This is a genomic window from Exiguobacterium sp. SRB7LM (assembly GCF_015712685.1).
Taxonomy (GTDB): Bacteria; Bacillota; Bacilli; order Exiguobacteriales; family Exiguobacteriaceae; genus Exiguobacterium; species Exiguobacterium profundum.
This window is the reverse complement of the sequence record NZ_VWVR01000006.1, coordinates 245,617-264,328: the sequence shown is the minus strand read 5'-3', so window position 1 is coordinate 264,328 and position 18,712 is coordinate 245,617. Positions and strand designations below refer to the sequence as shown.

Below are 18,712 nucleotides of genomic sequence, written 5' to 3'. Positions count from 1 at the left end.
CATTTGAAAAGGTCTCCCGATTGAAGGGAGACCCACTTGTTACGCCTCTGTGACCGGCGTATCTTTTTTCTTGTTGATTGTCGTACGTTTGATGAGGAGCCATAAATACGATGCAATGAAGATCGAAGAATACATCCCCATGAAAAGTCCGACGATGAGCGCGAGCGAGAAGCTGCGAATCGACTCTGCCCCGAATACATACAAGGCAATCGCTGTAACGAGTACCGTGATGACCGTATTCACGGACCGTACGATTGTCTCTTGAATCGACTTGTTGATGATCGACTCATAGACGTCCATCGACTTGATTTTTCGTTCCTTTTCATACGACGTGATGTTCTCGCGGACCCGGTCGAACGTTACGATCGTATCGTTGACCGAGTAACCGATGATGGTCAGGATCGCGGCGATAAAGTACAAGTTGACCTCGATCCCAAAGAGCGAGAACGCGACGATCATGAAGAAGGCATCGTGGAGCATGGCAACCACGGTCGCGACCGCATATGAGAATTGGAAACGCACCGTGATGTAGAGAATAATCCCAATCGAAGCGACGGCTACGGCATACAAAGCATTTTTCGCCAAGTCACGACCGACTTGAGCCGAGACGGTGCTGATGTTCGGGTCGTTCCCGAATTGTTCAGTGAACGCCGTCTTGACATTCGCGACCTCCTCTTGTCCCAATTGCCCAACGAACGTCACGTATGCCAAGCGACCTTCATCTGCATATTGGACGCTTGAAATCTCTTGGTCAACTCCGGCATCGTTAAACGCTTTCGTGAATTCTTCTTGCGACACACGTTCTTCCGTTAATACTTCGACCCGTGTCCCTGAAGCAAAATCGATTCCGAGGTTCAACCCACGGAAGAACAAGAGACCGATTCCGAGAACGACGATTGCCGTCGAAACCAAGAACATCGTGCGCATATGTTTCACGTAATTCCATTCAGTAAGCTTAAAGTTCACGGATTTCACTCTCCTTCACACCAAACCATCCTTTGCGTTTGTCGAACAGACGACTTGAGACAAGGAGGTGCATCAAATAACGTGAGATGAATACGTTCGAGATGAACGTCATCCCGATTGAGATCATGAGCATGACGGCAAATCCTTTGACCGAGCTTTGTCCGAAATAGAACAAGACTGCAGCCGAGATGAGCGTCGTCAAGTTGGCATCGATGATCGTACTGAGGGAACGACGGTTACCTGCACGGAATGCCGATAAGACCGATTTTCCAGAGCGGAGTTCGTCTTTGATTCGTTCCGCGGTAATGATGTTCGCATCGACTGCCATACCGACCCCGAGGACGAGTGCTGCAATCCCTGGAAGCGTCAATACCGCATTGATTCCGTTAAAGAACAACATGATCAAGTTGATGTACAGAACAAGCGTGATGATCGATACGAGTCCTGGGAGACGATAGAAGAACAACATGAAGAGGAATACGGCGATGATTCCGATTGTTGCGGCAAATACCGTTTCTTCTAAAGCATCTTGACCGAACTGGGCCGATACGGATGTCGAGTAAATCTCATCTAGTTTGACCGGGAGCGCCCCTGCGTTCAAGATGTCCGCAAGGCGTTGACCGCTTTCCGCGTCAATTCCACCACCTGAGATGATGGCTTTATCCGATAAGATTGGACTCGTTACCGAAGCATCTGACACAATTTTCGAGTTCTCTTTTTGAACTTCTTCCTCATATGTGTCGCCCTCTTCATAGTCGAGCCAGATGACCAGACGGTTCTCAGGAGGTGGAAGTTGTGCAATCTCGGATGTTACTTCGCCAAACTTGTCGGCCGATTGGAGTGTCAGCTCAACGACCGGTTGTCCTTGTTGGTTGTAGCTGAGCGCTGCTCCACGCGGCGCCAAGTCTTTCCCATCGAGCAAGACGTTGTCGTTCACGTCACGGAATGTCAATTGTGCCGTTGACGAGAGAACCTCGCGCGCTTCGTTTTGGTTCGATACGCCCGCGAGCTGGACACGGATGCGATTGCTTTCTTCGATTCGAACGTCCGGTTCGGAAACTCCGAGGACGTTGATTCGGTTATTGATGGCGCGAACGGTTGCATTCATCGCCGACTCGTCGATGACGTCGCCGTCTTCGAGCGGTTGTACTTCATACAAAACTTCGAATCCACCTTTTAAGTCGAGTCCGAGGTTCGTGTTCTTGACGACCCATGGTGTCGTGAACACTGCGAGCAGGATTGTCGCAATCATGATGATCGCAAAAATCGCAATGTTGCCTTTTTTGTACATACGACTATTTCCTTTCTAAACCACTGTTCTTGATAAAAACTTCTCTCGTTAACATTACAAATTTTCTAAACATTTATCAATCATTTTCCTAAAATTGTAACGACCTTCACGGATTGTTCGACTGAGTTTGCATATAAGACTAAATGTTGCGCATGGGCAAAACTTCATGTATGATGTAGCTAACATCAAAACATCAAAGGAGTCTTTCCATATGGACAGCACAGTTATTTATGCCTTTCTCCTTACTCTATTCGCCGGTCTGGCTACCGGAATCGGGAGTATGATCGCATTTTTTGCGAAACGGACGAACACGGCATTCCTCTCCATCTCGCTTGGATTTTCCGGAGGCGTCATGATTTACGTGTCGTTCATCGAGATTTTCCCGAAAGCGCTCGAGGAACTCGTCGGCGCTCACGGAGAATATACGGGTACAATCTACACCGTTCTCGCATTCTTCGGTGGGATGTTCTTGATTGGCATGATCGATAAGTTCATTCCGAAAATGGAGAATCCTCACGAAGTCAAGTTCGTCGAGTCGATGCAGAATGACCCGACAACACATGAACTCGCAACGACGACGACAAATGAAGCGGCTCCAATCAATCATCCAGAGGTACAAAATCGACTTAAAAAAATGGGGATTTTCATGGCACTCGCCATCGGGATTCACAACTTCCCAGAAGGACTTGCGACGTTCGTCTCGGCATTAGATGACCCGGCCGTCGGCTTAGCCATCGCCATCGCCATCGCTCTACACAACATTCCGGAAGGGATTGCCGTCTCCGTCCCAATTTATTATGCGACGGGCTCACGGAAGAAGGCGTTCAAGCTTTCGATGTTGTCAGGGCTTGCCGAGCCAGCTGGAGCGGCCATCGGATTCTTGTTACTCATGCCGTTCTTGAGCGACACCGTCTTCGGACTCTTGTTCGCGGCGGTCGGTGGCATCATGGTCTTCATCTCGCTTGACGAATTGCTCCCTGCCGCCCGTGAATACGGACACGCCCATCATTCAATGTATGGAATGGTTGCTGGTATGATTGTCATGGCGACAAGTCTAATCCTATTAATGTAACGAACAATGCCCTGACGCGCGCGTCAGGGCATTTGTTATGTCGTTTTAAACACATGGACGACATCTTTTAATTCAGACGACATGTGACTCATCGTTTCAGCGATGCCGTTGATTTCTTGAATGGCGGCAAGCTGTTCTTCGACGTTCGCACCGGCTTCTTCGACGCTTCGCTGTGTCGAGACGGCGTTTGTCGACATATCTTCAACAGAGACGGCAACTTCAGTCGTATTGGCGCTCACTTCTTCTGTTGCTGCCGCAATCTCACTCATTTGACGGGACGTCTCTTCGATGACCGATACGATCTCACGGAACGCCTCGGCCACTTCTCCCATTTGCGATACCCCATTCTCCACATGTACGCTCGATTCTTCGAACGCCGATTCGACTTGCTCCGTGTCACGTTGAATGTCGCGGACGACGGTCTGGATTTGAATGGCGGATTGTTTCGATTCCTCGGCGAGTTTCCGGACTTCAGCCGCGACGACGGCAAACCCTTTTCCGTGCTCACCCGCACGTGCTGCTTCAATCGCCGCGTTTAAGGCAAGCAAGTTCGTCTGTTCCGTGATCGCCGTGATCGAACGGGTGATTTTCTCGATTTCAAGCGATTGGTTCGATAGACGGTTCACCATCTGTTGAGTGAGCTCGTTGGCACGGCGAATTTCTTGCATCCGTTTCTCTGCCAATTGAACGGTCTCAAGTCCACCGTTCGCCGCCTCAAGTGTATGTATCGTCTGCTCATTCACACCTTGTGAGGCCGCAGCGATTTGATTCAATCCATCCACCGCTTGATTGACGCCAATCGTCCCTTCTTCCGCTCGCTTCGAGGATCCTTGCGCAGCCACGTTCATCTCTTCGAACAACCGGGACACGCCTTGGGTCGTTGTCGCGACATGGTCTGTGCTTGCGTAAAGTTCTTCAGAATATGCAGTCACTTTGTCCGACGCTTCACCAACCCGACGAATCAAGCCGACCAGGTTGTGCTTCATTTCATTGAATGCCGTAACCAGGTCTCCTAGTTCATCGTTTGAGGCGACCTCGATATCTTCTCCAGTCAAATCCCCTTCTGCCATGATGCGTGCTTGACGACCGAGTCGATTGATCGGTTTTAGGAAAAGCCGTTGTAGCGCAAGTAAGGAAAGAATCCCAATCACGACACCACCAACACTGATGATGAGCATCCAAAGGATTGAACTTTCTGCATCTGCTTGTACCGCTTTCGTCTCAGACTCGAGGAGCTCCCCTTTATATTCGACAAGGTCGGTCACGGTCATGCGTACCCGATCCGTCGTCGGTGTCACACTCGTGTTGAGAACGGTTTTGAAGCCGATTTCGTCTTGTTGTTGACGAAGTTCGACGGCACGATTCATCTCACGGTCTAATAGCTCGTTAAATTTCTCCAAATCTCCCAACCAAGACAAGATCTTCTCATCTGAAGAAGATGCCTTGAGTGAAGCCATCAATTCGTCTCGTTGTTCTTGAACTCCCTGGAGACTGATGAGCGTCTTCGGATTGGCTACAAGCATATAGTAGTTCAAGTAGCGTTCGGCATCCGTCACCGCTAATGATAGATTCTCTGCAAGCAGCATCTCCTGCGTGCCTTCACTGAGGACCCGGTCATAGGCGGCAGTCGATTGTCTCAATTGATAAGATCCGAGCGCGCCGACAATGACGAGCGCAATGATCGTCGGAATGAGCGCGATGGACATACGTCGTCTCAGCGACGAGCGTCCTCTCTGTTTCGTACCATTTCGTTTTATGCTCCATCCTTTCCACTTCTTCATCTGGTTAATCAATCGTTTCACGTCCATGTCATTCGTTCTCCTTCATCTCGGATTTCTTCTCAACTTGAGATTAGTGCAAACGTTTTCATTAATCAAATCGATTTTTCGAAATGAGGTGGATAAATTTTGAATCGGATTCGTTTTGACAAAAAGAAGTCATCTTTGTATACTTTAAATCGTAATAATTACGTTTTGAAAGGATTCTCTATGATTGTGGAAAATACGAAGTTATTAATCATTGGTGCTGGTGTACACGGAATGACCCTCGCCATCTCATATATGGAACAAGGCGGGCGCTTGGATGATTTGATTATTGTCGATCGTCTCACTGACCCGTTATCGAACTGGAAACAACAAACTTCATCCATCTCTATGTCGCACCTGCGTTCGACCCGAGTGCATCACGTTTCTTCGAATCCCCATGCTTTGAAACAGTTCGCCTCGCGCTATGCCTATCGTTCCAATCATTTCAAAGATACGTTCGGACGTCCTTCGCTCGAACTGTTCAACGACCATGCCGACTCGTCATGGAACGCGTATCGCCTTGATGAGCGGTTCCTCGGAAATGAACAGGTGATGACGCTCCGCAAAGATGGCGCACACTATCATGCCCGAACAAATCATCGCCTCATTATCGCGGACTCGGTCATTGTCGCGATCGGTCAATCGGAAAATGTCGTGTTACCTGAATGGGCCGACGAACAATGTCGACACGTGTTCGAAAAAGACCAATCGGATGAATCGGATCAAGTGACTGTCGTCGGCGGTGGCATCACAGCACTTCACTATGTCGTGAAGCGTGCCAATCAAGGTCACCGTGTCACCCTTGTGACGAGACGTCCGCTCGAAGTGAGTCAATTTGACGCCGATCGACAGTTCATGGGACCGAAAGGATTAGATGACTTCCATCGTCTAAAACAAGACTGGACGACAAAACGATCATTCATCGCCCGTGAACGAAAACCGGGATCGGCTCCGAACGATCTCATCTTAAAAGTGAAGCGCCTCATACAGACGAACGCTGTGACGCACATCATCGGAGAAGTCGAGCGCGACAGTGGTTCGCTATTTGTGAACGGTGAACAACTTGCCGGAAAAGAAGTCGTCTGTTGTACGGGAATCAGACCTCATCCTGTGAAAGAGACATTTCTTCAGCCCTTGATCGAACAATTCAACCTACCTCTCACTCCATGTGGCACCCCTGTCCTGAATGAGCATCTTGAATGGACGCCTGGACTTTACTTGACCGGTCCTTACGCCGATTTGATCGTCGGCCCGTTCTCAAGAGCCATCTATGGTGGACAAGAGGCCGCCCGAAGAATCCTCCCCCAACTTCTAGCCACACAAAAAAGCGTCTGACCATGATGGTCAGACGCTTACTTGCTTATTCCTCAAATGAGGCATTCGCTTTTTTCACGACTTCCGCAACTGCGCTTCGGTTGAAACGAAGAAGCGATTGATCGCATTTCAAAACGACATGTGTGTCTTCGATTTGATGAACGACGCCGTGTAAACCGCCGATTGTGACAACGCTGTCGCCACGCTCGAGGGCGTTTTGCATCGATTGTACTTCTTTTTGGCGTTTCGTCTGTGGACGAATCAAAAGGAAGTAAAATACGACGAAAATCAAGATCATTGGTAATAACGCAACGAGTGTTTCCATGAGTAACATTCACCCTTTCCTTCAATATCAGGTTCATTATACCGTGAAACTGAAGCATTGTCACACAATGTCCGACACGTTTCTTTAGAAATTCTTCGCATTCGGCTTGTTGTAGCCGTATTCTTCGAAGAACTCTTCTTTGAAATCGAGCAAGCGGTCTTCGCGAATCGCTTGACGAACCTGCTCCATCAACTTCACGAGGAAGTGAAGATTGTGTGTCGTACACAAGTGAAGACCAAACATCTCATCCGCACGAATCAAGTGGTGGACGTACGCACGCGAGTAGTTCTTACACGTATTGCAGTCACACTTCTCATCGATTGGACCAAAGTCCGTCTTATATTTCGCTTGTTTGATCGTGACGCGACCTTTCGACGTCATGAGCGTTCCGTTTCGTGCGATGCGAGTCGGCAGAACGCAGTCGAACATGTCGATTCCGCGAATCGACCCTTCAATCAACGCATCCGGTGAGCCAACACCCATCAAATAACGTGGTTTGTTCTCTGGCATGAGCGGCGTCGTGAATTCGAGGGCACGATACATGACATCTTTTGGTTCACCGACCGAGAGACCACCGACCGCATATCCCGGGAAATCAAGAGAGACGAGGTCTTGGGCGCTTTGACGACGAAGGTCCTCATATTCTCCACCTTGGATGATGCCGAAGAGCCCTTGGTCTTCTGGACGTTCGTGTGCCTCGAGGCAACGTTCCGCCCAACGGCTCGTCCGCTCGACCGACTTCTTCATGTATTCATGCGTCGCCGGATAAGGCGGACACTCATCGAATGCCATCATGATGTCCGACCCGAGCGCGTTTTGAATCTCCATCGCCTTTTCCGGTGACAAGAACAACTTGTCGCCGTTCAAATGGTTACGGAAATGAACGCCTTCCTCTTGGATATTTCGGAGGTCGGCAAGTGAGAACACTTGGAATCCACCCGAGTCCGTGAGGATTGCCCCGTCCCAGTTCATGAACTTATGAAGTCCACCGGCTTGTTTGATGACCTCATGTCCTGGACGAACCCAAAGGTGATACGTGTTCGACAAGATGATGTTCGCACCCATCGCCTTGACCTGTTCAGGTGCCATCGTTTTGACGCTCGCTTGCGTCCCGACCGGCATGAAGACCGGTGTCTCGAACGACCCGTGCGGAGTATGGACGATTCCGTGCCGCGCTCCGGTCTGTTTGCATGTGTGGATGTGTTCGTATGTGACTGCATGTTTTGTCATTTTGTTACTTCCTTCCTCGTGATGAGCATCGCGTCCCCAAAGCTGAAGAAGCGGTATCGTTCTGCGACCGCAGTCCGATAAGCGTGTAAGATGATGTCGCGCGTCGCGAATGCCGAGACGAGCATGACGAGCGTTGATTTAGGGAGATGGAAGTTCGTGATCAATCCATCGATTGCCTTTAACTCAACACCAGGGTAAATAAAGATATCCGTCCAGCCCGATGACTCGACGAAGTCCCCGTGATCTCGCATGATCGTCTCAAGCGTGCGCGTCGATGTCGTCCCGACCGCAAAGATGCGACCGCCATTCGCTCGAATCTCTCGAAGCGCAGCTGCCGATTCAGCCGACAACTCGAAATATTCACTATGCATCGTATGTTCCTCGATAGAATCAGCCGTCACCGGACGGAACGTCCCGAGGCCGACGTGAAGTGTGAGCGGGATCAACCGGACCCCTTTCGCTTTGGCCGCTTCAAGCAGTTCCTCAGTGAAATGAAGACCGGCTGTTGGAGCGGCCGCACTACCTCGTTCACGGGCATAGACCGTCTGATAACGGTCTTGGTCATCGAGTTGTTCGCGAATATACGGCGGGAGCGGCATCGTTCCAAGCTCGTCTAAAATCTCATAGAAGATGCCGTCGTAGTCAAACTTGAAACGACGTCCACCTTCTGGGAGCTCCTCGACGCATTCCGCGCGGAGAAGGCCGTCCCCGAACTCAACGATGGACCCGACACGAACTTTTTTCGCCGGTTTTACGAGTGCTTCCCATACATCATCTTCCGTCTGCTTCAACAAGAGCAGTTCGACTTTCCCGCCTGTTTCTTGCTTTGCTCCAAAAAGGCGTGCCGGTAAGACGCGCGAATCGTTGACGACGAGCGCATCCCCCTCGTTCAAATAATCGAGCACGTCACGGAAATGGCGATGCTCGATGTCCCCTGTCTCGCGGTCTAATACGAGCAAGCGTGAGCTTGTCCGATCAAGCAATGGAACTTGCGCAATCAACTCTTCTGGCAATTCAAAATCATAATCGTTTACGTTCAATTGAATGTCTTGCATACCTTACTCCTCTTCCTCTTCATAACCAAAATGCGACTTGGCAAACTGTGTGATCATCCGTCCTCGCGGCGTGCGCTGCAAGAATCCTTGTTGCAATAAATAGGGCTCGTAGACATCCTCAATCGTCTGAGCGTCCTCACCGATGGTCGCGGCGAGCGTCTCAAGCCCGACCGGTCCACCTCCGAACCGCTCTACCATGGCTCTCAGTAACCGATGATCGACTTCATCGAGTCCGAGCGCATCGACGTGTAGCCGGTCGAGCGCATCAGATGCGAGCACTGGATCGATTTCTTTCGTACCAGCCACTTGTGCGAAATCACGGACACGACGCAAGAGACGGTTTGCAACTCGTGGCGTCCCTCGTGAGCGTTTCGCAATCGCACCGCTCGCCTCCGGTGAAATCGAGAGACGGAACAACTGGGCCGTCCGGCTGACGATGGCCGCTAACTCATGTGTTTCGTAATATTCGAGCTTCAACGTGACGCCGAAACGGTCACGTAAAGGCGCCGACAACATCCCGGCCCGTGTCGTCGCCCCGACAAGCGTAAACGGAGGTAGGTCGATTCGGACGCTACGAGCCATCTCCCCTTGCCCATAGACGATGTCGAGACAGTAGTCTTCCATCGCCGGATAGAGGATCTCTTCAATCGTCCGGCTCAAGCGATGGATCTCGTCGATGAACAAGACGTCTCCCGGCTCGAGTGTCGAGAGGATTGCGGCCAAATCACCCGGTCGTTCAATTGCCGGTCCGGCGGTCGTCTTAATTCCGACGCCCATCTCGTTGGCGATGATTTGGGCGAGCGTCGTCTTCCCGAGTCCCGGGGGGCCGTATAAGAGCACGTGGTCGAGCGTCTCACTACGAAGTTTAGCGGCCTGAATGAAGACCGACAAATTGCCTTTCGCCTTTTCTTGCCCGATATATTGCTCGAAGTGCTGCGGACGTAAGCTCCACTCTTCAGAGTCTTCATATTGCTGATGAGATTGTGACAACAATCGTTCGTCCATAGCTTCCTCCTTATTTCAGTAACAGCTGTAGCGCACGTTTTATGTACGCGTCGGTCGTCAATATTTCTCCGCTCAATGCTTTGCGGACTTTTAGGATTTCCCGTTCAGAGTAGCCGAGCGCGACGAGCGCCTCACACGCCTCATCGAGTTCAGATGCACCTTGGGCGAACAACCCTTCGTTCGGCACGTAATCCGGTGCGAGCTCGGATAACTTCCCTTTCAAGTCGAGCGCCATCTGTTTGGCCGTCTTCTTGCCTACTCCCGGGAACTTCGTCAAATATTTCTCGTTCTCGGTTTCAATCGCATCGATCAACGCGTCGATATCGCCGGACGCGACGATGGCAAGCGCACCTTTTGGTCCAATCCCGCTCACGCTGAGGAGTTTATTGAATAGCTCACGCTCGCGACGTGACCGGAAACCGTATAATGTCTGTTGGTCTTCACGCACATAATGATGCGTAAACACGATTACATGTTCGTCTTGTTCACGATAAAAAAACGGGTTAGGCACATGTACTTTGTAGCCGACGCCCGAGACATCTAACGTTATATATTCCGCACACACATAGGCGACGGGTCCTTTTACGAATTCAATCACGATGTACTCTCCTTTTTGGTCGGAAAAACTGCATTTATTGTACCATAATGGGCGACACGAAAAAAGGACAGGCGTTTACCTGTCCTGAAGCGATTACCGTGCAAGCATTCGTTCAAGTGCACGTTTCGACCACTCTGTCGTCTCATGATCGACGCGAATGACGTTCACAGGGTCCGTCTCGAGTGACTCGAGCGCCCAGAGAAGATGTGGCATGTCGATTCGATTCATCGTGAGGCACGGACACATGAATGGGTTCAACGAGACGATATCAAGATGTGGGTACGTTGCCGCCAACCGGTTGACGAGGTTCATCTCCGTTCCGACCGCCCACTTCGTCCCAGGTGCACTCGCATCAATCTTGTCGATGATATATGACGTCGATCCCGCCTCGTCTGCCGCTTGGACGACGTCAAACGTACACTCCGGATGGACGATGATGCGACGATCCGGCTCACGGTCACGGAACGCCTGAATTTGCGATACCGTGAACTTCTCATGGACAGAACAGTGTCCCTTCCATAAGATGACTTTCACTTGATCGTCATCGCCTTCTGAGACCAATTCTTCACGGAGCGGATCCCAAACAGCCATCGCCTCGAGCGGAATGCCGAGGTCGAACGCCGTGTTCCGCCCGAGATGCTGATCGGGTAGGAACAAGATGCGTTCACCTGCCTCAAGCGCCCACCGGACGATTTCATGGGCGTTCGACGATGTGACGGTCGCCCCACCGTGACGACCAACGAACGCTTTGATGGCCGCTGTTGAATTGACGTATGTAATGGGGATGATGTCCTCTCCAAATCGTTCCGTCAGTTCTTCCCAAGCAATCTCCGTCTGATCGATATCGGCCATGTCTGCCATCGAACAGCCGGCACGCATATCAGGTAAGACGACAATCTGGTCGTCCCGTGTCAACATGTCTGCCGTCTCTGCCATGAAGTGGACACCACAAAAGACGATGAATTCGGCTTCGCTCATCTGTTCTGCGAGTCGTGCGAGCTGGAGCGAATCTCCTGTCGCGTCCGCGAATTGAACGACCTCGTCTTTTTGATAATGATGGGCCGGTAAAAAGAGACGAGTCCCGAGTCGGTCTTTGACCGCCTGAATCCGAGTCTCCATCTCCTCCACTGACAGGTTAGCGTACGTCGGTGGGAGTGTTCCGAGTAGTTGCATCTTTCATTCCTCCTTGTAAATTCAAACTGCAATCGAACGCGCGGACCGAATGAGTCAATTGACCGAGCGAGATGACATCGATGCGAATGCCTCGATAATCGTCAATCGTGTCGAGTGTGATCCCACCAGACACTTCAATTTTGATGTGTGTCGGTATATGACGGACCCATTCCCTCAATTCATCTGGCGTCCGATTATCAAGCATCACGATGTCCGGATCGGCTTGAACCGCCTCCATCAGATGTTCGAACGACTCGACCTCGACTTCAATCGGGGTCGTATGACCGACACGCTCACGCGCGACTTGAATCGCATTCGTCACGCCACCAAGTGCGACGATATGATTGTCTTTGATCATGACGGCGTCATCGAGTCTTAGACGGTGATTGTATCCCCCTCCGACACGTACGGCGTACTTCTCAATCATCCGAAGTCCCGGAGTCGTCTTCCGTGTATCGGTCACGTGAATCGAGTCATCGTGTAACGCGTCCACGCACTGTCGTGTCATCGTCGCAATCCCACTCATATGTTGGATGACATTCAACAGCACACGCTCCGTCTCTAAAATTGCGCGTGTCTTTCCTCTCAAGACGACGAGCTCGTCTCCAGGGACAACCGCTCTCCCGTCTTCTTGGCAAAAGACCAATTCAAGCCGCTGCATAGTTGCCAGCTCTTCTACGATTGGCTTCCCACAGAAAATGCCCTGTTCTTTGGCAACAATCGTTGCGACCGACTCGTCCTGTGCATCAATTAGCGCACTCGATAAGTCCCCATAACCGATATCTTCAATCAAGAACTGACGTAGCTGTTCGCGTAGGTATATCGTGTTCATCATACCGCTCCATTTCGAGGATGCTTTGCGCGAGAAGACGCGCCGCATCGAGTTGTAAAGTTTGTTCACTTAATTGTCTTGTCACGTGTTTCGTCATGGTCAACGTTTGGGTATTTTGTAAGAAACCTTTCAATTCATCAAGACTTGGTGAAATCGTCAACCATCTTCCAATTTGAGCACGGAACGCTTGAAACGCCAAAGGTGAGATGTCGTACACCAGCGTCTCCTTCGTCACCATGGCCGTCCTATTCAAACGCACCGCCCGCGCGACTCGTTTTCCAAATACCCAACATTCCAAAAGTGAGTTCGAGGCTAAACGATTCGTCCCATGTATGCCCGCATCCGCCACTTCACCGACGGCATATAATCCGTCAACGCCTGTCCGTCCCATATCATCCACTTCGATTCCACCCATATGAAAATGGAGACCTGGACGTACTGGAATGCGGCGAGGATCAATCCTAAGTTTGTCACATGTCAAAGCAAGTTTTGGAAACCGTTCACGAAGACGTGTCACGTTTGTCGTATCGAGATAGACCGTTCCCATCCGTTCCGTCAGTACCCGTGCCACGTCATCTCGAGGCGCGAGACTCCCGAGCGGATGATGCGCCATCACGTGATTCCCTTCGTCATCAACGAGCGTCGCTCCGGCTCCCCGGAGCGCTTCGGTCACGAGGTGAGGCGTTTCGGTCGCCAGTAAGGTGGGGTGAAATTGGATCCGCTGTAAATGTGTCAGCTTGGCCCCACATCGATTTGCCAGAACGAGACCATCACCGGTCACGGTACGCGCGTTTGAAGTCCAATCGATCAGCCCACCGATGCCACCTGTCGCCAACACGACAGCGCCGGCTTCAATTCGAATGGGCACTTCATCACGAAACGCCATCGCGCCGACGACTTTCCCGTCTTTCGTAATGAGATCGTGCACGAGCACCCGTTCCAATACGTTCACGTTATCAGGCATCGACTGACGCAATTGCCTCATGACATGACGTCCCGTCTCGTCGCCACCGACATGAAAGATCCGATTCAATCGGTGTGCGCCTTCTCGTCCGAGGGCATAGCCCCCCTCTTCATGATCAAACCGGACACCGAATCGTTCCATTTCTTCAATCGCTTGACGACCTTCTTCTACGAGAATGTCGACGCGCTCAGCGCACGATGTGTTTTTAGAAGCGAGCATCGTGTCTTCTTTATGGGCCGCACTTGATTTCTCAAGATACGCGCTCGCAATCCCGCCTTGTGCCAAATCGGAGTTGCTCTCTGTCATCTCACCTTTTGAGACGAGAAGAATGGAGAATAATTTTGATAGATGCAAAGCCGTTGCGACGGCGGCAAGTCCCGTTCCGATAATCAAAATGTCAGTTTTCTCTATGTGTAAAGACACTTGTACATCACCTGTTTTTCATATGTAATGTTGACTTGTAAACTAGTTTCGCATAATTTTGTGTAGAAGACAACATGAGAAAAGGGGAGTCCATGATGAACCGCTACTTCGACTACGCCGCTACACACCCGATGACGCATGCAGCATTAGACCATTACGTGGCGATGGCCAAAAACGTTTATGGGAACCCATCATCACTCCATACCCAAGGTTATATGGCAGAAGATTATTTGACAGAAGCAAGACGCTTGATCAAACAGGCGCTCGGTCTTGATATGTTACGAGGAAAATTATTATTCACTGGGAGTGGATCGGAGAGCAATTACATCGCACTGACAAGTTTACGTAAACGGATGAAGGGCAAAGAAGTGATCACGTCTTGGCATGAACATGATTCGGTCACCCTCTTACTTGAAGAATGGGAACGAGAAGGAATAATCGTTCATCGGTTGAAACTGAAGGATGGGAAGTTTGATTTAGATGCATTCACACACCTACTCGACCGTGACATCGGGCTCGTCACGCTCCAGCATGTCAATTCCGACACAGGCTGGGTGTTACCGCTCCACCACATCCAATGCCTCTTGAAATATAAGAAAATCCTCTTCCATGTGGACGGGATCCAGGCACTCGGGAAAATCCCGATTTCTGTCGAAGGCATCGATGCCTATTCGTTCAGTGCCCACAAAGTAGGTGGACCGAAAGGAGTCGGCGCCCTCTACATGGAACGTCTGATTCCTCCCCCATACTATCCGGGGCATCATCAATACGGGATTCGTCCCGGAACGATTGACGTTCCTGGAATCAGTGCCTTTGCAAAAGCACTCGGAGAACGTCAGGAACAATTGACACGTTTTCAGAGAAATTTCATGGCGTTTCGTGCTATCTTGAAAGAGAAGACGTCAGCGCATGTCCATTGGCTCGAGTTTGATGAACAAAGTCCCGCCATTTTCTCCTTCGTCTCCCATCAACGCGACGGACAATGGTGGATGACCGAGCTCGACGATCTCGGGTTCCAAGTATCGGCTGGGTCGGCATGTCGAGCAGGTCAAAATGGACCAAATCGCATGCTCGAAGCACTCGGATATGAGACGAGCGCCTGTCATGGACTCGTCCGCATTTCCTTCGGCGCGCAAACGACCGCCGAAGACACATCGGCCCTCGCCGATGCCATCGTCATTTTAGCAAGGAGAGTCGAACATCATGAACAAACGTTTAGCCGGTGAAGAACGCCGTCGCACACTATTACAATTGATTGAATCGAGCAATGAGCCAATCACAGGATCTGAACTGGCAAGACATGTATCCGTCAGTCGTCAGGTCATCGTCCAAGACCTATCGTTGCTAAAAGCGAAAGGCCATCAAATCGTCGCGACCGCTCGTGGGTATGTCTACTTGCATGGAGACCTCACCCCCTCCACCTATTCGAAAAAGGTAGCCTGTCGTCATACGGCAGAAGAGATGGAGACGGAGATGAACGCCATCGTCGATGAAGGGGTCACCATCAAAGACGTCATCATCGACCATCCTGTATACGGGTCTATCACGGGACAACTCATGGTGAAGAGTCGCCGCGACGTCCGCGCCTTCCTCGAACGAGTGAAGACGCATGGGGCTTCCCCGCTCTCCCAGTTGACGGGTGGCTTCCATATCCATACGCTCGAATCAGACCATAAAGAGGCAATCGATGCTGCGGTGAAAGAATTGGACCGCCTCGGGATTCTCGTATCCGAATTAGATTGAAGAGACGTCACGAATATGTGACATCTCTTCTTTTTCTTTTCAGTCATGTCCGTTATACTGATGGATGGAACATCTTTCCTGAAATCATTTGAAAGGAGGGCTACGTCTTGAACGTCCTCGAGCATCTACTCGCCGTCTGTGGGGTCTTCAGCATTCCCATCGGTATCTTGGTTCAATTCATCCCGAACGAACTCGTTCTCGCATACGGAGGCTTCCTCGTCGACTCGCATGACGCGCCCTTCTTCCTGACGTTCCTACTGGCGTGGGTCTCCTTCACGCTCAGTCAAATCGGTCTGTACTGGATCGGTCGATATGGCGGGCGTCCCGTCGCGCTCAAACTGTATCGGTATTTTCGAATTCGGCAAGACAAGCAACTCCGGGCCGAGCGCTGGTTTGAGAAATACGGTGCATGGATCGTCTGTCTCAGCCTGTTTTGGCGTCAATTGTTCGCCGTGAGCGCCGGGGTGATGCGTCTATCGTTCCGTAAGTTTTTGTCGGTGACGACCTTGATTTTCGCCGTCTGGTCATTCATCTTCATCCATGTCGGGATGATGCTTGGTAGCAACTGGCGCATGATCGGCCACTTCATGGACGATGTCATCCCCTTCTTGGCTCTTGCTGTCGGGATTATCCTCGTCGTTCGATATGTTCGTCAGCAACCAAAACGTGTGAAAGAATCAGCTTAACTGGAGCTGATTCTTTTTTGTTGGAAAGGGAAACGCTAATATCTGTCGAATAAGAACCATGTAAGCGAATCGCGGTCATATATATAGGACACCGCACAACGAAAAAGGAGGAATCATCATGTTCCATCGCCGTAAAACGTATACGATTCGACCTGAACGCCTGCAAGAATTCACCGACTTTTTCCATACATACATTTATCCGATCCAGGCGTCGCATGGCGCCCGCCTCGTCGGACGCTGGGTGACCGAAGACAAGTCCGAGGTCATGGCATTATGGGAATACCGGGACCGTGAGCATTATGAGCAAGTCGAACGGGACTATCGGGGCAGCGCCTTACGACGGGAAGCGATGAAGAAACGTGCCCGACTAGGCAAAGATTTGTATATCAAGTCGAGTGAAGAATTCATGATACCGACCGGTCACTATACGCCACCCCGCACCATCGTTTCTGTGACGGCTTACATTACGAACGAAGCAGGCGAAGTTCTCCTCGTCAAAAATATGCATCGGAACGATTCGTTTGAAATGCCTGGCGGACAAGTGGAAGAACATGAGTCCATCGTGGATGCCATCCATCGTGAAGTGCGTGAAGAGACCGGTGCGGAAATCAAAGTAGAAGGGATCACCGGAATTTATCAAAACGTATCGTCCCGCGTCCTCTGTGTCACCTTCCGCGCCACTTATGTATCAGGTGACCTCAAACCGCAGGCTGGCGAGACACAGGAAGTTGGATTCTATAAAGTTGACGCAAGCAACGTCGGCGACTACATCAAACGAGAACATTTCCAGATGCGCTTCCTCGATGCGATCGACCCAACCTACATGCCTTACGCCATTTATAAAGTACGACCATATGAACTGATTGAGCGCATTGAACGCCAATCCGTATGACGCAAAAAGGGATGATTCGCTATGTGCGAATCATCCCGTTTCTTTATGCTTCTTGCATGTCTTCTTGTTGAGATTGTCCAGTCTCCACTAACAGTTTCCGGACACGGCGTTTCTCCACATGGAGAACGGTGAACGTCATGTCTTGATACGTGACTTGTGCACCTTTCTCCGGGATGTCGCCGAGCAATTCAACGAACCAACCGCCCATCGTGTTGGAATCGACGTCTGGTTCTGCAATCCCCATCTCTTCCGCGAATTCATCAACGTTCATGTCAGCCATACACTCATAGACCCCTTCACGGAGACGTCTGAGATAGATGACGGATTCGTCGTGCTCATCCCAGATGTCGCCGACGAGTTCTTCAAGCATGTCTTCTAACGTGATGAGACCCGCCGTGCCCCCGAATTCATCGAGGACGACAGCCATGTGAGATTGTTTCTGCTGGAGAATCGGAAGTAGTTCAATCAATTTCGTCTGCGGTGACACGTACGTGAGCGGTCGGATGAGCGAACGGACATCCGTCACTTCATCCTTCATCATCGAACGCAAGAAGTCACGTTCCGACAAGACACCGATGACGTTGTCGATCGAGTCTTTGTAGACCGGTAAACGCGAATGTCCACCACTGAAAATCGTGTCTTTGATTTCATCGAGCGAATCGTCGATGTCGACGGCCAGAATATCGATTCGTGGCGTCAGCACATCATCGACCGTAATATCGTTAAAGGCAAAGGCGCTATGGACGAGCTCTGCTTCCGTCTCTCCGAGCACACCTTCCTCTTCTCCCATATCGACGAGCACTTTCAACTCTTCTTCGGTGACGGATGGCTCCTTGTCTTTCATCCCGATCATCCGCAGCGTCAACTTCTTCAAGCCGGTGAAAATCATCGTCACCGGTTTGAGGACTTTGACGAGGAACACAAGGATTCCACTGATGAGAAGCGAATACTTCTCCGCAAACTCTTTCGCGAGCGATTTCGGTAAAATCTCACCGAAAATCAAGATGATGACCGTCGTCGCGAACGTTGACACGAGAAGACCGGTTCCCCCACTGAAAATAGATGTGGCGATGGCGGTCGACACCGTCGCCGAACCGATGTTGACGATGTTGTTCCCGACGAGAATCGTCGAGAGGGTATCATCAAAACGGTCGACGAGACTGAGGACACGTTTTGCGGCTTTATCACCATCTTCCGCCATCCGAATCATCCGGACCCGGTTCACACTCGAGAGCGCCGTTTCTGCTGATGAGAAAAACGCTGACAACATGACGAGAACTACATATAGAATTAAACTTGACGAGGGCACAGGGTCCACGTTAGCTTCACACTCCGTTT

At 50.8% G+C, this 18,712-nt stretch carries 18 protein-coding genes; 6 read left to right on the top strand and 12 right to left on the bottom strand.

Annotation, left to right across the window (positions count from 1 at the left end; translation table 11 throughout):
- Positions 1-39: 39 nt before the first annotated feature.
- Both secF and secD read right to left on the bottom strand, forming a co-directional pair.
- Entirely contained in the window at positions 40-966 is a 927-nt protein-coding gene (gene secF, locus F3H97_RS02145; protein WP_196430446.1) for a protein translocase subunit SecF, read from the bottom strand.
- Positions 956-2,257, bottom strand: a complete 1,302-nt coding sequence (gene secD / locus F3H97_RS02140; protein ID WP_196430445.1) for a protein translocase subunit SecD — start codon at positions 2,255-2,257, stop codon at positions 956-958. Before secD ends, secF begins: the two co-directional genes overlap by 11 nt.
- Before the next feature lie 211 nt (positions 2,258-2,468).
- Here secD and zupT point away from each other — a divergent pair, with 211 nt between their 5' ends.
- Positions 2,469-3,329 (top strand): zinc transporter ZupT, encoded by an 861-nt coding sequence (zupT, locus tag F3H97_RS02135; RefSeq protein ID WP_074037465.1) that lies wholly within the window; start codon positions 2,469-2,471, stop codon positions 3,327-3,329.
- Positions 3,330-3,364: 35 nt separating this feature from the next.
- Here zupT and F3H97_RS02130 read toward each other — a convergent pair whose 3' ends face one another.
- On the bottom strand, positions 3,365-5,137 hold the full coding sequence (locus F3H97_RS02130; protein WP_196430444.1) for a methyl-accepting chemotaxis protein: 1,773 nt from the start codon (positions 5,135-5,137) through the stop codon (positions 3,365-3,367).
- A gap of 180 nt (positions 5,138-5,317) precedes the next feature.
- Here F3H97_RS02130 and F3H97_RS02125 point away from each other — a divergent pair, with 180 nt between their 5' ends.
- Positions 5,318-6,469: an NAD(P)-binding domain-containing protein gene (locus F3H97_RS02125; RefSeq protein WP_196430443.1), complete on the top strand. Its 1,152-nt coding sequence runs from the start codon at positions 5,318-5,320 to the stop codon at positions 6,467-6,469.
- A 25-nt stretch (positions 6,470-6,494) separates the two neighbouring features.
- Here the strand turns inward: F3H97_RS02125 and yajC are convergent, their stop codons facing one another.
- From yajC to F3H97_RS02085, 8 genes are all read right to left on the bottom strand, one after another.
- Positions 6,495-6,773 (bottom strand): preprotein translocase subunit YajC, encoded by a 279-nt coding sequence (yajC, locus tag F3H97_RS02120; protein ID WP_026826452.1) that lies wholly within the window; start codon positions 6,771-6,773, stop codon positions 6,495-6,497.
- A gap of 84 nt (positions 6,774-6,857) precedes the next feature.
- Positions 6,858-8,003, bottom strand: a complete 1,146-nt coding sequence (tgt, locus tag F3H97_RS02115; RefSeq protein WP_196430442.1) for a tRNA guanosine(34) transglycosylase Tgt — start codon at positions 8,001-8,003, stop codon at positions 6,858-6,860.
- Positions 8,000-9,058 (bottom strand): tRNA preQ1(34) S-adenosylmethionine ribosyltransferase-isomerase QueA, encoded by a 1,059-nt coding sequence (queA, locus tag F3H97_RS02110; RefSeq protein WP_015881168.1) that lies wholly within the window; start codon positions 9,056-9,058, stop codon positions 8,000-8,002. Before queA ends, tgt begins: the two co-directional genes overlap by 4 nt.
- Before the next feature lie 3 nt (positions 9,059-9,061).
- A complete protein-coding gene (gene ruvB, locus F3H97_RS02105; protein WP_196430441.1) occupies positions 9,062-10,063 on the bottom strand; it encodes a Holliday junction branch migration DNA helicase RuvB in 1,002 nt (333 codons plus the stop codon).
- Between the two features lie 10 nt (positions 10,064-10,073).
- On the bottom strand, positions 10,074-10,661 hold the full coding sequence (ruvA, locus tag F3H97_RS02100; RefSeq protein ID WP_074037474.1) for a Holliday junction branch migration protein RuvA: 588 nt from the start codon (positions 10,659-10,661) through the stop codon (positions 10,074-10,076).
- 93 nt (positions 10,662-10,754) lie between these two features.
- Entirely contained in the window at positions 10,755-11,834 is a 1,080-nt protein-coding gene (gene nadA / locus F3H97_RS02095) for a quinolinate synthase NadA (protein WP_159561996.1), read from the bottom strand.
- Positions 11,797-12,666, bottom strand: a complete 870-nt coding sequence (gene nadC, locus F3H97_RS02090; RefSeq protein WP_196430440.1) for a carboxylating nicotinate-nucleotide diphosphorylase — start codon at positions 12,664-12,666, stop codon at positions 11,797-11,799. Before nadC ends, nadA begins: the two co-directional genes overlap by 38 nt.
- Positions 12,620-14,053, bottom strand: a complete 1,434-nt coding sequence (locus F3H97_RS02085; RefSeq protein WP_196430439.1) for an L-aspartate oxidase — start codon at positions 14,051-14,053, stop codon at positions 12,620-12,622. Before F3H97_RS02085 ends, nadC begins: the two co-directional genes overlap by 47 nt.
- A gap of 95 nt (positions 14,054-14,148) precedes the next feature.
- On the opposite strand from F3H97_RS02085, the gene F3H97_RS02080 reads away from it, so the two are divergent.
- The 4 genes from F3H97_RS02080 to F3H97_RS02065 all read left to right on the top strand — a co-directional run bounded on the left by F3H97_RS02080 (position 14,149) and on the right by F3H97_RS02065 (position 17,374).
- Entirely contained in the window at positions 14,149-15,279 is a 1,131-nt protein-coding gene (locus F3H97_RS02080; protein ID WP_196430438.1) for a cysteine desulfurase family protein, read from the top strand.
- The gene (locus F3H97_RS02075) at positions 15,257-15,796 is read left to right on the top strand and encodes a transcription repressor NadR (RefSeq protein WP_074037482.1); all 540 of its coding nucleotides are present in this window, start codon (positions 15,257-15,259) and stop codon (positions 15,794-15,796) included. The genes F3H97_RS02080 and F3H97_RS02075 overlap by 23 nt, the downstream gene beginning before the upstream one ends.
- 107 nt (positions 15,797-15,903) lie before the next feature.
- Entirely contained in the window at positions 15,904-16,482 is a 579-nt protein-coding gene (locus F3H97_RS02070; protein WP_196430437.1) for a DedA family protein, read from the top strand.
- Positions 16,483-16,600: 118 nt separating this feature from the next.
- On the top strand, positions 16,601-17,374 hold the full coding sequence (locus tag F3H97_RS02065; RefSeq protein ID WP_196430436.1) for an NUDIX domain-containing protein: 774 nt from the start codon (positions 16,601-16,603) through the stop codon (positions 17,372-17,374).
- Between the two features lie 43 nt (positions 17,375-17,417).
- Here F3H97_RS02065 and F3H97_RS02060 read toward each other — a convergent pair whose 3' ends face one another.
- On the bottom strand, positions 17,418-18,683 hold the full coding sequence (locus F3H97_RS02060; RefSeq protein WP_306462366.1) for a hemolysin family protein: 1,266 nt from the start codon (positions 18,681-18,683) through the stop codon (positions 17,418-17,420).
- Between the last annotated feature and the right edge of the window lie 29 nt (positions 18,684-18,712).

Excerpts from the sequence above, each read along its gene's own strand:
- secD (WP_196430445.1), bottom strand. The coding sequence starts at position 2,257 with ATGTACAAAAAAGGCAACATTGCGATTTTTGCGATCATCATGATTGCG.
- zupT (WP_074037465.1), top strand. The coding sequence starts at position 2,469 with ATGGACAGCACAGTTATTTATGCCTTTCTCCTTACTCTATTCGCCGGT.
- F3H97_RS02130 (WP_196430444.1), bottom strand. The coding sequence starts at position 5,137 with ATGGACGTGAAACGATTGATTAACCAGATGAAGAAGTGGAAAGGATGG.
- F3H97_RS02125 (WP_196430443.1), top strand. The coding sequence starts at position 5,318 with ATGATTGTGGAAAATACGAAGTTATTAATCATTGGTGCTGGTGTACAC.
- yajC (WP_026826452.1), bottom strand. The coding sequence starts at position 6,773 with ATGGAAACACTCGTTGCGTTATTACCAATGATCTTGATTTTCGTCGTA.
- tgt (WP_196430442.1), bottom strand. The coding sequence starts at position 8,003 with ATGACAAAACATGCAGTCACATACGAACACATCCACACATGCAAACAG.
- queA (WP_015881168.1), bottom strand. The coding sequence starts at position 9,058 with ATGCAAGACATTCAATTGAACGTAAACGATTATGATTTTGAATTGCCA.
- ruvB (WP_196430441.1), bottom strand. The coding sequence starts at position 10,063 with ATGGACGAACGATTGTTGTCACAATCTCATCAGCAATATGAAGACTCT.
- nadA (WP_159561996.1), bottom strand. The coding sequence starts at position 11,834 with ATGCAACTACTCGGAACACTCCCACCGACGTACGCTAACCTGTCAGTG.
- nadC (WP_196430440.1), bottom strand. The coding sequence starts at position 12,666 with ATGAACACGATATACCTACGCGAACAGCTACGTCAGTTCTTGATTGAA.
- F3H97_RS02080 (WP_196430438.1), top strand. The coding sequence starts at position 14,149 with ATGAACCGCTACTTCGACTACGCCGCTACACACCCGATGACGCATGCA.
- F3H97_RS02075 (WP_074037482.1), top strand. The coding sequence starts at position 15,257 with ATGAACAAACGTTTAGCCGGTGAAGAACGCCGTCGCACACTATTACAA.
- F3H97_RS02065 (WP_196430436.1), top strand. The coding sequence starts at position 16,601 with ATGTTCCATCGCCGTAAAACGTATACGATTCGACCTGAACGCCTGCAA.